The sequence below is a fragment of the Paenibacillus sp. CR_12 genome (genome assembly GCF_041953985.1).
GTDB lineage: Bacteria > Bacillota > Bacilli > Paenibacillales > Paenibacillaceae > Paenibacillus_AQ > Paenibacillus_AQ lautus_A.
In genome coordinates this window covers 98,733-111,727 of record NZ_JAVFHO010000008.1, presented here as the reverse complement: position 1 = coordinate 111,727, position 12,995 = coordinate 98,733, and the positions used below count along the sequence as shown (strand labels likewise).

The following is a 12,995-nucleotide window of genomic DNA, read 5'->3' as shown; positions in this document are numbered from 1 at the left end:
CATAGATTCAATCTGGCAGGTTCCTTGAATAAAAAGCCGCTCAACAATCGTTCTCACGGAGGACAAGAATGAGCTCGTGCTGGCCGTAATACCCCGGCCTTGATAAAATACTACTAACTATTCGGTTTTAAGGATGTGGGTATCATTCGTAAAAAAAATATCTCGATTATTCTTGGTGCCAGTTTCCTCATTCTGTTGTTGGTAAGTACAACTTACTTCATTGCTAAGATATTTCCTAGTGATGCAATTAGTTCTGTCACCGAACAATCGGGAACTGATTCAACAGGGATCATGACTGCGGGAGCGGCGGGTGAAGCATCGGCAAGGGATTATTATGTCTCGCCGCAAGGTAAAGACGCTAATCCGGGGACGATGAATGCGCCGCTAGACAGCATCCAGAAAGCAATCGAATTAGTCAAGCCGGGCGGTTCCGTCATCCTTCTTGAAGGAGTATATCACCAAACGGTGAGCATCGAAAAATCAGGATCGTCAGACCAGGGCTACATATCATTGCGCAGTGCAAAGGGACATACGGCAGTCATGGACGGCAAAGGCGTTCAACCCGTTGAAAATGGCGTCATCCATATTGACAATGCCAGCTATGTACGCGTGGAAGGGCTGGAAATACGCCATTACGATACAAGTTCCGCTGATGTCACTCCCATCGGCATTCATGTGAGCGGCAGCGGCAGAAATATCGAAATCATAGGGAATCGCGTTCACGATATGGGGACCCATGCGGGTCAGAAGGCAGGCGGCGGTAATGCCCATGGCATTGCAGTTTACGGTAACTCGGAGGCTCCGCTCAAGCAGATTGCTATTACTCAAAATGAGCTGTACAACCTGAAGCTGGGAGCCAGCGAGGCCATGGCGATTAATGGAAACGTGGACGGGTTTCGTGTTACGAAGAACCTCGTGCATCATAACAACAATATCGGGGTCGACATCATCGGGTTTGAAGGTACCGGACCGAACCCCGTTCTAGATCAGGCGCGAAACGGTGTTATTCAGGAGAATCAGGTATACAGCAACTCCTCTTATGGCAATCCCGCATATGGAAACGACTATTCCGCCGCTGGTATCTATGTTGACGGTGGCAAAGATATCGCAATCATCGACAATGACATTCACGACAATGATTTTGGGATTGAATTGGCAAGTGAGCATGCCGGAGGTTCAACTTCAAATGTAAAGGTGTCACTTAACCGCATTTATAACAATAGCGCGGCAGGCATCACGCTTGGCGGTTATGACGAAGATCGCGGAAGGACGGAAAATTGTATCATTAAAGAGAATGAGTTCACTGAAAACAACACCAAGCATCTTGGTTACGGTGAAATCAATTTGGCCTTCGATACAAGGAACAATGAAATACGCTATAACTCCATCATAGCGAATGAGGATGGGCTAATGATCACCAACGAGTTCACCCAAAATGAAGGGAACATAGTGGACTTTAATCACTACAGCAGCAAAAACCAATCACTTTGGATCTGGAAAGGCGAAGAATATGATGACTTCAGCGCTTATCGGACACAGACAGGGAATGATTTGCATTCGGATTTGAACTTAGAGAGGATTACTTCTTCGTTTTAGGGTACATGCAGTATGCTAAGGCCTTGGCGAGTAATCGGCGGTGTCGTATCCGTCAGCGCGCTGAATAGTACCAAGCAGATAGGCAGCATTTTGAAAGGCAATGGATTCCAGAGTACAATCCGGAATCCATTGCCTTTTTGGCGTTGCTCTAACCTTGGAACGGCTTGATCGTGTCGCGTATGACCAAGCTTGTAGGCAACATGACTTTCTTATTGCCGTAAGATGAGCCCTCGGTAATTTCGAACAGCAGTTTGGCACTTTCATAGCCGAGGACGTCGAAATATTGCTTCACGGTGCTCAAGGCCACCTTGGCGAACTTGGAGCTCTCGAAATCGTCAAAGCCCATGAGGGATACTTGTTCGGGTATACGTATGTCAAGTGCGGTGAGCTGTTCGATTATCTCCAGGGCCCGCTTGTCGTTCGCGCAGAACAGCGCGGTCAGCTCTCCGTTTTGGATAAGGCTCACAAGTGCAGCATAGTCCAGTTCCTTATCCAGGAACAAGAGGGAATCGGGTATCGGAATGGAAGCATTCGACATAGCGTTGCAATAACCGTTATATCGGTCGACCTCCGGGCTTAGATGATAGTCGTAAGCGGCGAATCCGATTCGCCGATGTCCTTGCTGGATCAAGTATTCTACTGCTTCATAAGCACCGTCATGATTGTTACAGGTGACAACGTTAACCGGATAGCCGGAAGGGGAACGATCCAACATCACGAACGGAATCGATTTTTTTCGAATCTCTCCGAGATAGCCCTTTGCAGCTTCGGGATCGGAGGAATAGATGAGTAAGCCTCTTAGCTCCGTTTGAATGAGTCCCAGAATGAGCTCGCGCTCCTGTTCGAAGTCGTTCTCCACGAATTCGATGATGAGCTTGCAGCCATGCTGGCCTAGAAAGGACTGAATGCCTCTCATGATCTGCATATACGAACTGTCGTACAGGTCGACGCCGGAGATGACGAAGGCCACCAGATTGGAGGTGGAGGTCTTCTCCGAGGCGTCAGCTTGGCTGGCGACAAAGCTTCCTTTACCTCGGACGCGGTAGATCACGCCCTCGTTCACCAGCTCGGACAGCGCTTTACGCACCGTGATGGAGCTGACATCCAGCAGCTTGGAGAACTCCGACTCGCTAGGAATCCGATCGTCTTTCGTAAATTCCCGATTCTCGATCTGGGATAAGACATAGTCTTTTACCATCTGGTACTTTGGCAGAGCCAAGTCCTTCTTGTTCAAGTAAGTTCACCTCGTATAAACATTTCCTCAATTATAGCGCACATCAGTTTAAAAAGTATACGTAGTTGGAGTGTGAATCGGAAAAGATTTTGTCGAATAGATGAAGAAATTTCAGGAATCAAGCAAAAAAGAAGCGAAATGATATAAAAAGTTTGAATTATGTGAAGCTCTGTATTACGATAGGGTCGAATAAAGTATGTGTTTTTATTAACTTATAATAATAACTTTTTAAGGGACACCTTGCATAAAATGAATGGTTCTATACCAAACCGCAACCAGATACAAAAATGAGCCGCCGGGTAATCCAGCAGCTCGATCATGGAATTACAACTATAAGAGGTTGTTCAAAAAGTCGTCTTTCCAGGACGAAGCAGATCAGGAAGCGGGTTCGACATCGAATCTTGAATTCAGCCGGGCCTTCCGTTGCTCACGTACCCGCTATGTACGCTCCGCTACTCAGTCCCTAGCTTTATCCAACCTTCTCGGTCCTGTAAACCCGATTTTTTGAACATGCATTATAAGGTTACAATGGCACCTTCCTTCTCGAACGGGTAGTCGATGACGATGCGAGCCGCTTCGGTATCGCCGATGCCGCTGTAAAGATTGACCTTGCCGTCGGGACGCATTTCGATGCCGGCAGTGAACGCGCAGTCGGTCAGATGTGCCTTCTTGGCGGGGCCATCCGGATAACAAGGCCGGGTGCCGATGATTTTCAAATCCGAAAATTGATTCGTCCGCGGGTCCAGTACGAAAGCCATGTTCATGTAAGTCGACGTATCTCCCTGTGCATAGCAGATATGGCCGATGACGCCGATCTTCCCGCTTTCGAGCAAGTAAGCCTGGTTGCAGCCGCCCCACTCATCCTTGCTGAATAATCCTCGGATATAAGGGGCGTTCTCGATGATTTCCGGTGACAGATCGTCAAGGCTGTCGATGATGGTGAATCCCACCAAGGACTCGCTGCCGAATTCCTTGCGGATCCCTTCGCCGCGCGGCCTGGAGAAGACGCCGATTCTCCCGTCCCGGAGCTCTACGAGCCGAATGTCCTTCATATAATCCGGACCGGTCGTGAAGTAGAAGAGATCGTGAAGATCGCTGCCTTTGTAGAAATAACCGTAGAACGTATCAAGCCGTCCCTGCTTGTAACGGACATGCGTGCCGCCTAATACAAGCTGTTCGTCGATCACGCTAATATAAGGGTCTTCAAGCTGATAAATCATCGTATTCGGCACGGCAGTCCACTCGTCCGGACCGCTCTGCTCGAACAAGCGAACCCAGGACCTTGCCCACTCATGTCGTTTCTCCACGCGTCCGTAAATGTAGCGCTTGCCGTTCCATGCGAACGGAATGGAAGGATTGTAGACATCGAAACCTTCGACTCCGCGGAAGACAAGCTTGGTGCTTTCATAAATGCGTTTGTTTGCATCGAATTGCTGACGCTGTTCCAGTAAGTTCATTCGCGGCAAATCTCCTTTCAGGCTTTAATATCATCTCTATCCTAATCGAAAGTACTGCTCTCGATCTTGCTCTATTTTGGAATGCTTTATGGTGTTTTGACATCGGAGGAATCTAGTCAATATACGAACTAGGAGGAATAACGCCCATGTTGAAGCTTTATGCGGCAGACGGCATTGATTCTGAAATTCAGGCGCACTATCGGCTGATCGCTTCGGTGCGCGACACGATCGGCATGCATACGCACGACTTCTTTGAATTGTTTCTTATCCTGAAAGGAAGCGTTGTACATGTCATTAACGGCACAAGGCAGCTGCTGCAGGAAAATACACTCGTATTCATACGGGACCGGGACGTTCATTATTATGAGCAAACGACGGACAGCGATTGCCAGTTCATCAATTTGTCTTTCCACCGCGAGGTCCTGGAAGACCTCATGGCTTTCTTGGGGGAAGGGTTTCCAAGCGAAAGACTGCTTGGACCGGCCATGCCGCCGTCGACCTTGCTGTCCAAAATGGAAAAGGAATATGTGCGGTACCGGCTGGACCAGCTCAGTCTGATCCCGCAGGAGAAGAAGCTGGCCGTCAAAGCGGAGGTAAGAGCCGTCATGACCGACCTGTTCTCTAGGTATATCAAGGCTGACGCGGATCCGATTGAACTTACCGGTCAACCGGAATGGTTTAAGTCCCTATGCAGAGAGGCAAAAAAGAAAGAGCACTTCACGCGGGGAACGGCTGCGCTTGTCCAGCTGTCGGGCAAATCGCATGCCTACGTATGCAGAATGTTCAGGAAGCACCTCGGAATGTCCCCGACCCAGTACATTAACGAATTGAGAATGTCCTACGCCGAGAATTTGCTGATGAACACGGATATGGATATCGTGGACATCAGCCTTGAAATCGGACTTGACAATGTCAGCTACTTCTATGACTTATTTAAGCGGAGGCATAATTTAACGCCGCATCGGTATCGTCAGTTCGGCACGATTCGGAGATAGTATGCGAATTAACGAGGGGTACATAAACATTTTTATCTGTTGACGACTTAAATAGTATGTGTTATTTTCTACTTAGCATAACAAGTTGTGAGACAACATGATAATCATATCTATAGGGGACGGTAGACGAAAGCAAATGCGTTTTCGGCGAACGTTAGGATACAGTCTGGGGGTGAAAATGAATGCGCTTACATACAGAACGAACCAAATGGCCAGGCTCATACGACCTGGACCAATAACACCAGCTGTATCCGATTACAACGTGTTAACAGTCAGGAGGTGTTCCTTTGAAAACAACCAATAACAGGCTGGTGGCCAGGATCATCAAGCACCGCTATCTCTATCTTATGGTGCTTCCCGGCTTTCTGACGCTGTTAATCTTTCACTATTTTCCGATGTACGGAATATTAATCGCTTTCAAAGATTTCAATGCTTCCAAGGGGATTTGGGGAAGCGAGTGGGTAGGTATAAAATACTTCACTTCTTTTTTTAACGATCCGATGGCGTTCAGGGTATTAAAGAATACTTTGCTTCTTGGTTTGTATACTTTATTTTGGTCATTTCCGGCACCGATTATATTGGCTCTGTTGTTTAATGAATTGAAAAACAAGGGCTTCAAGAAGCTTGTGCAGACGGTTTCCTATTTTCCGCATTTTATTTCGGTCGTCATTGTTGCGGGGATGCTTAAGGAATTTACGGCAAGAGACGGTTTGTTTAACCATATTGTCGGATTCTTCGGCGGAGACCCGATCATGTTTCTTCTCGAACCTGACTATTTCCGGACCATCTTCATTTCTTCCGGCATATGGCAGGGCGTCGGGTTCGGCACCATCATCTACCTTGCTGCATTAAGCGGAATTGATCCTACGCTGTATGACGTAGCCGATGTAGACGGCGCAGGCCGGTGGAAAAAAGTCTTGCACATCACATGGCCGTCGCTCAAGCCGACCACCATTATTTTGCTGATTTTTGCCGTCGGAGGAATCCTCGGGAGCGATTTCCAGAAGATCATTCTGCTCTATTCGCCTGAGACTTACGAAGTAGCGGATGTCATCGGATCCTATGTTTATCGTCAAGGTATACTGGGCGCACAATACGAGTACACGACGGCCATCGGATTATTCATGTCGGTTATTTCCTTTACGATCCTTTACTTGACCAATTGGTTAAGCCGGAAAGTATCAGAGACGAGTTTGTTCTAGGTGGTGGGATGTTGAAAAAGGCTAGTTTAGGTTCCAGAGCTTTCGATGTATTCAATGTTGTTATCATGCTATTCATCCTGATTGTCGTGCTGTATCCGATTCTGAACATTATCGCGACATCGCTTAGCGGAACGCGTTACATCTCCTCGGGGAGCGTAACGATTTGGCCCAAGGGATTTAATCTGGAAGCGTACACGACGGTGTTTCAGGATCCTTACATTTTCAAAGGATATCTGAACTCGATCATTTATGCGGCCGGCTCTACGGGCATCATGCTGCTGTTTACGGCACTGATGGCGTATCCGCTCACGATCCCGGGATTTGCGGGCAAGAAATTTCTGACCATTTTTCTCATGATTACGATGTTTTTCGGAGGCGGATTAATTCCGACCTATCTGCTTATGCGCGGTTTGAACCTGTTGGATACGGTCTGGGTCATGATTCTCCCCGGTGCGATCAGTGCTTATAATGTGTTTCTGTTTCGGACCTTCTTTCTGAATATTCCTTCTGAGCTGAAGGACTCCGCCTATATCGATGGGGCGAGTGACTTGGTGGTTCTCTTCAGGATCATTCTGCCGTTGTCCAAAGCGCTGTTTGCAACCTTTGCTTTATTTGGTCTTGTCGGAAGCTGGAATAGTTGGTTCGAGGCTTTGATTTATTTGCGGGATCAGGACAAGTATCCCTTGCAGATGGTGCTTCGAAACTACCTGTTTACCTTGGATACGACTGCGATTCAAGGGCGGGTAGGAGGCGGCGCGGTCGCCATCAATGCTCCGGGGGAAACGCTTGATCCCAAGGCGGTACGAATGAGCGTCATCATTATTACCATGTTTCCGATCATGTGTATTTATCCGATCTTCCAGAAGCATTTCACCAAAGGGATATTCGTCGGCTCCATCAAAGGCTAGAGAAGCGGATGCGGCGGTGCAAGTTAGCTGAGTGTGCAGTCATTCATGACCAGTAACGAATAGCGGATTTGAAGAAGAAGCGGTTCATTGTGCAAATTAGGGGGAAATGGAATGAACAAATTGGCAAAAATGCTTGTCCTCGGACTGGCCCTACTGATGGTTTTTTCCGGATGTTCGAATAATTCCAAAAAAACCGATACCCATGAAGAGAATCAAGAAGTCATGCGCTTTTCGGTCACGCTGCCTGCGAACGGTGTGGATAATCCGAACAGCCTGGTAGGCAAGGAATGGCATAAACGCATGGAAGCTTATATGGGCAAGAAGGTAGAGATTGAATATAACTATATTCCGTCTTCCGAATATGACGAGAAGGTCAAACTTATGATCGCAAGCGACGATCTGACGGATTTCTTCGTGACGCCTTTATTCTATGATACGACCGAAATGGCCGAACAAGGCCAGCTTCTCGAGTTAGGCCAGTATAAAGATCTAATGCCGAACTATATGAACTACATTGGCAAGGTAAAAAACGGGATGAAGCGGGTAACGGATGCCGAAGGCAACATGTTCACCTTTAAAGAAACCTCCACGCCCAGATTCCCCGAGGATCGCGGCATGCTCATCCAGAATACGTCTGCTTACCGCTATGACGTGTTCGAGGCCAATAACATCAAAATTCCGGAAACGCTCGATGAATTTTATGGGGCTGCCAAAAAACTTAAAGAGCTCTACCCCGACAAATATCCCGTTGCGACTAAATGGAACAGCTTGAGATCGCTGTTCTCCGCGAACCATATCCGGGATGAAATTTTCTGGGACGGCGAGAAATACGTATACGGAGTTCTGGATGAAGGATATAAAGATGCGCTCCAATTTGCGAATAAGCTGTATGCGGAGAAGCTGTTAGATCCGGAGTATACCATAGATACAGACGATACGCTGAAAAGAAAAGCGCTGAACGGCGACAACCTCATGTGGCTGACGCAGTGGTTTACGACGCCGGCCGAGTATACGAGAACGGCCGACGACGGGAAGATTTTCGCGGTTTCGTTGTATCCCGACAATCCGAAGTACGGAAAAGCCTGGCAGGAGGTTGTGAACGGCAATACCCCTGACTTGGGCTGGGGAGTCTACGGCGTAAGCTCGAAAGTCAAAAACCCTGAAGAATTGATCAAATTCATCGATTATCAATATTCGGATGAAATGATCCAGCTCATCACTTGGGGAATCGAGGGCACGACCTATACGATCGGAGAAGACGGCGTTCCGACCTTTGTCGACTCGCTGAAAACGGCTAAGGATCCCTGGTTGGAGGGGGATAAATACGGCATGCGCGCAAGCCGAAACCATAACCCCGGTCTGCAGATGGTAAGCGACGCAAGAGCGTTCGTGGATTTTGCCGCGACAGACTATACGGTATTCAACGGCAAATATGAAGAGGTGCCGATTGAGAAGGCGGAATTCCTGACGAGTCTGCCCATGCCCGAGAACGACTATGTTCCTTCCTGGTTGAGCGAGCCGTCGATTCAACTCACGGGGAGCGAAAGCCAGCGGGTATCGGAGATTATGAACCCGATCAAGACGTTCGTTACGGAAGAACAAGCCAAATTCGTAGCAGGCAAGAACAGCTTCGACAATTGGCAGGCATTCATCGATAAGGTCAAAAAAATGGGCAACATTGATGAAGCGCTGAAAATCTATAATGATGCTGCACAAAGAGCGCTAGGAAACGAATAGAGAGAGCGTCCCTCCGCTGCTTACCGCGGAGGGGCGGTTATGTTGCAAAACGATAGGATCAAAACAAAGATAACGAAATCATAGGATGTGAGAAACCTTGAGTGAAAAAAAAGAGATTTTATTCCATGTGGAAAAGCTGCTAAACAAAAGAGATCCATCTATGATAACGAAGCTTACTTCTATAAATTTTTCCGGTTTTACGACAATGGAACAACTGTTCATTCATGAAATGGATGGACAACCGTTTGAGAGTTTCGCTCCGGGTCAGCGGTGGGGAGAAAAATGGGGGTACGGCTGGTTCCGCTCCAACATCATCGTTCCCAAAGAGGCCGATGGCAAACGGCTTGTGGCGATGCTTGATTTCGGATCCGAAGCGACCGTATACATTAACGGTAGCGTGAGCGGCGCAAAGGACCTAAACCATCATCACGTAACTTTAACCCGTTCGGCAAAAGCCGGCGAGTCATTTGAAATCGTCGCGGAAGCGTACGCCGGACATTCGGATTCCAGGCCGACGTTCGGAGAGTCGCAGCTCTGCGTTTTTGAAGAGGAAGTCTATCAGTTTTTCATCGACTTGGAATGCTTGTACGATCTTCGCAATCATCTGGATTCCAAATCCCTCCGCGTGGCGGAGATTGATCGTTGCCTGACTCAGGTGTTCGCGACGATCGACCTGACCCTCCGGCAGGAATCGCTCGGTGAGAACGCTAAGCAGTGTCGGAAGTTGATGGAGCCCCTCTTGGCCTGCGTGAACGGTTCGACGGCGCCGACCTTGTACCTGATGGGACAGTCCCACCTGGATGTCGCCTGGCTGTGGCCGATCGCGGAGACGAAGCGGAAGATTGCGCGGACCATGTCCAATCAGCTGGCGCTCATGGACGAATATCCGGAATACATGTACACCCAGAGCCAGCCGTATTTGTTCCAGGTGGTCAAGACGCTGTATCCGGAGCTTTATGCGCGCATCAAACAGGCGGTAAAGAAAGGGAGGATCATTCCCGAAGGCTCCATGTGGGTGGAGCCCGATACGAATCTGCCCAGCGGCGAGAGCCTGATCCGTCAGGCGCTGCACGGCAAGCGGTTCTTCAAGGACGAATTCGGCGTGGACAACGAGATGCTGTGGCTGCCTGACGTATTCGGCTATTCCGGGAACCTGCCGCAAATTATGAAGGGCTGCGGGATCCATTATTTCGCGTCTACAAAATTGTTCGGTACTTATGATAATGTAGCGGACCCGTTCCCGCATAATACGTTCCTGTGGGAAGGGATCGACGGTTCGCAAATTTTGACGCATCTGATGAACTACGGCGATTACTATCCAATTCGGATCACCCCGTCGTTCTTGATCCATCAGTGGAGCGATCGCGTCCAGCTTGAAGGAATTTCCACGCGGCTCACGCAGTTCGGACACGGCGACGGAGGCGGCGGCTCCAATCGGGATGATCTCGAATTTATGCGCAGGCTTAGCAATTTGGAAGGCGTCCCCAAGACGAAACATGGCTCGCCGATCGAATTTTTTGAGGATCAGATCGAAAGAGGTATTCCTGAAGCCAAATATGTAGGAGAGCTCTATTATCCCGCTCACCGCGGGACGTATACGACGCAAGCGATCATCAAAAAGCTGAACCGGAGGGCGGAAATCGGTTTCCGCGAGGCGGAGCTATGGGGGGCTGCGGCGGAGCTGCTTAATAACCGGGCTTACCCTTACGAGGACTTGGAACGGTTGTGGAAGACCCTGCTGCTGCATCAGTTCCACGATATCCTGCCTGGCTCCTCCATCCATCGCGTCCATGAAGAGGCACAGATGGAGCTGAAGAAATTGAATGAGAACGTGTACGACTTGGCTTCGGATACATTGGATGCGCTCACGGACGGCGATGCCTCCCGGGTTACCGTCTTTAATTCGCTGTCCTGGCCGAGAAAGGAACTGGTCGCGTTGCCTGTCGGCATTCATGGCATTGCGGAGGAGAACGGAGCGATTCTGCCGGTGCAACTGCACGAAGGCGTTCGCTATGCCGAGGTAGAGGTGCCTTCCATGGGCTGGTCGACGTACAGGGCTGAAGAAGCGGAAACGACGGGTGCTCCAGCAGCGTCGGCGGTCCTTGCGACGGAATCGCGTCTGGAGAACGAATGGATTGCGCTCGAAATAAACGAACGGGGCGAGTTAACGACTATTTTTGACAAGGAGACCGGCACGGAATGGGCCGCGGATCGCTGCAACGTCATGCGGATGTATCGGGATCAAAATTCGGATTTCGATGCTTGGGAGATCGATCGGCGCTACCGCTTGGCACCCGTCGAGCTGAATGCGAGCGCCAAAGTATCCGTTACCGCGAACGGCCCGCTCTTCGCGAATATTCGGGTCGAGCGCGAACTGAACCAATCGACCCTGATCCAGGATATCCGGCTAAGTGCCGGCAGCCGCCGCGTGGAATTCCATACGACGATTCACTGGCGCGAGAAGAATAAGCTGCTAAAAGTCGATTTCCCTGTTCGCGTTCACACAAACGAGTCGCTGCAGGAAATTCAGTTCGGTTACGTCAAGCGGCCGAATCATGCTTCGCGTCCGCATGATGCGGATCGTTACGAAGTGGTTCAGCATAAATGGTCGGCGCTTGCGGAGGCGAACCGCGGCTTTGCGCTGCTGAACGATTGCAAATACGGGATTTCCGTCAACGACAACACGATGAGCCTAACGCTGCTTCGGGCTCCGACGTGGCCGGATGAGACGTCCGATCAAGGGAAGCACCATTTTACATATGGATTTACGTTCTGGAACGACGCGTTCCTGGATAGTCCTGTCGTGCGGGAAGCTTACGAGCTGAACTATCCTGTCAGCCTCGTGTCCGGAGGAGGCCGGGAGGCGCAATCGTTGCTCTCCATCGATCAAGCCAATGTGATCGCGGAGACGGTCAAGCTTGCCGAAGACGGATCGGGCGATTGGATCGTGCGTCTGTACGAGAGCAAGGGAGCTTCCGTAGCGTGCGGGCTTCACTTCGGGCTGTCCGTTGCGGCGGTTTATGAGACCGATATGCTGGAGGCGAAGTTGGCTGATTTGCCGCACGAGGGCGAAGAGGTATCGCTTCAGTTCCGTCCGTTCGAGGTGAAGACGATCAGGCTCCGGCCGTAGGGGAGGAATAGGGGATGAGGCTGAACGAAGGGCAGCCCCTGGTCATGATCGGCGACTCGATCACGGTCTGTGAGCGTAAGTATCCATACGGGAGGCGATCGGGTTCGATTGGTCGCGCATGCGAATGGGATCCTCACGTCAACTGTCCTTAGCTGGTAGAGTTTCTACTATATTATTGGGGGAAAAGGGAACCGGTGCTTCCTTCATCAGCATGGGCAGGTTATCCGCAATATGCATTCCGAGATCTATGCAAAGTTCTGCGAAGTTCTTCGAAGCGGACCTGCCCTATTCGCCTGAGCCGCTTCGCGCGATATTCATAAGCAGATTTATGGGTTCAAAAGACGTTTCTTCACAGAGAACAGCCGCGCAGCTTGAGCGGCTGTTACACATAAAGAATTATGTATTCGCTTACATTATAGGCTTCGAGACGAGGCTTCCTCATACCGCAAGAAAAGTTCCGGTGCTATATAATCTGGCTTCATTGAATAAGCACGTCGATAGACGCTTTTTATTGCTCGATTCCCTACGTTTTTGTATTGCTCTCCTTACTGCGAAAGGAGGTGGTTAGTGAGGAGTCCAACAACGGAGAAGCGATGAGACTCAGCGTCGCTTCGATCGCTTGGCCGCGATAGATCAATCGCATCCAGAGGTATTTCGTAACCATGGCTGTAGAAATAGGGTTTGAACAGACGGTATCGGGACAGTGCAATGATTTTTTCTATTAAAACGACAAAGA

Annotated in this window: 9 protein-coding genes; 7 read left to right on the top strand and 2 right to left on the bottom strand. The window is 49.6% G+C overall.

Features of this window, described 5'->3' with window-relative positions; translation table 11 throughout:
- Positions 1-135: 135 nt before the first annotated feature.
- Positions 136-1,596 carry a right-handed parallel beta-helix repeat-containing protein gene (locus RB297_RS24250; RefSeq protein ID WP_375121673.1) on the top strand — a complete coding sequence of 487 codons (1,461 nt, stop codon included), beginning with the start codon at positions 136-138 and terminating at the stop codon, positions 1,594-1,596.
- A gap of 148 nt (positions 1,597-1,744) precedes the next feature.
- On the opposite strand, the gene RB297_RS24245 is transcribed toward RB297_RS24250, so the two are convergent.
- Together RB297_RS24245 and RB297_RS24240 are read right to left on the bottom strand one after the other, a co-directional pair.
- Entirely contained in the window at positions 1,745-2,830 is a 1,086-nt protein-coding gene (locus tag RB297_RS24245) for a substrate-binding domain-containing protein (protein ID WP_192570880.1), read from the bottom strand.
- A gap of 515 nt (positions 2,831-3,345) precedes the next feature.
- Positions 3,346-4,287, bottom strand: coding sequence for an MTP-1 family protein (locus tag RB297_RS24240; RefSeq protein ID WP_096776236.1), 942 nt, complete (start codon positions 4,285-4,287; stop codon positions 3,346-3,348).
- Between the two features lie 146 nt (positions 4,288-4,433).
- Here RB297_RS24240 and RB297_RS24235 point away from each other — a divergent pair, with 146 nt between their 5' ends.
- The 6 genes from RB297_RS24235 (at position 4,434) to RB297_RS24210 (ending at position 12,411) form a co-directional block, all read left to right on the top strand.
- Positions 4,434-5,282 (top strand): helix-turn-helix domain-containing protein, encoded by an 849-nt coding sequence (locus tag RB297_RS24235; protein ID WP_096776235.1) that lies wholly within the window; start codon positions 4,434-4,436, stop codon positions 5,280-5,282.
- A 287-nt stretch (positions 5,283-5,569) separates the two neighbouring features.
- Positions 5,570-6,484, top strand: coding sequence for an ABC transporter permease (locus RB297_RS24230; RefSeq protein WP_009593214.1), 915 nt, complete (start codon positions 5,570-5,572; stop codon positions 6,482-6,484).
- An 11-nt stretch (positions 6,485-6,495) separates the two neighbouring features.
- The gene (locus RB297_RS24225; RefSeq protein ID WP_015736932.1) at positions 6,496-7,392 is read left to right on the top strand and encodes a carbohydrate ABC transporter permease; all 897 of its coding nucleotides are present in this window, start codon (positions 6,496-6,498) and stop codon (positions 7,390-7,392) included.
- 111 nt (positions 7,393-7,503) lie between these two features.
- On the top strand, positions 7,504-9,129 hold the full coding sequence (locus RB297_RS24220) for an ABC transporter substrate-binding protein (protein ID WP_036659698.1): 1,626 nt from the start codon (positions 7,504-7,506) through the stop codon (positions 9,127-9,129).
- Positions 9,130-9,334: 205 nt separating this feature from the next.
- Positions 9,335-12,259 carry an alpha-mannosidase gene (locus RB297_RS24215; RefSeq protein WP_375121672.1) on the top strand — a complete coding sequence of 975 codons (2,925 nt, stop codon included), beginning with the start codon at positions 9,335-9,337 and terminating at the stop codon, positions 12,257-12,259.
- Between the two features lie 14 nt (positions 12,260-12,273).
- Positions 12,274-12,411 (top strand): hypothetical protein, encoded by a 138-nt coding sequence (locus RB297_RS24210; RefSeq protein WP_375121671.1) that lies wholly within the window; start codon positions 12,274-12,276, stop codon positions 12,409-12,411.
- Positions 12,412-12,995 lie beyond the last annotated feature (584 nt).

Coding starts and splice junctions, on each gene's coding strand:
- RB297_RS24235 (WP_096776235.1), top strand. CDS start 4,434: ATGTTGAAGCTTTATGCGGCAGACGGCATTGATTCTGAAATTCAGGCG.
- RB297_RS24220 (WP_036659698.1), top strand. CDS start 7,504: ATGAACAAATTGGCAAAAATGCTTGTCCTCGGACTGGCCCTACTGATG.
- RB297_RS24215 (WP_375121672.1), top strand. CDS start 9,335: ATGGAACAACTGTTCATTCATGAAATGGATGGACAACCGTTTGAGAGT.
- RB297_RS24240 (WP_096776236.1), bottom strand. CDS start 4,287: ATGAACTTACTGGAACAGCGTCAGCAATTCGATGCAAACAAACGCATT.
- RB297_RS24210 (WP_375121671.1), top strand. CDS start 12,274: ATGAGGCTGAACGAAGGGCAGCCCCTGGTCATGATCGGCGACTCGATC.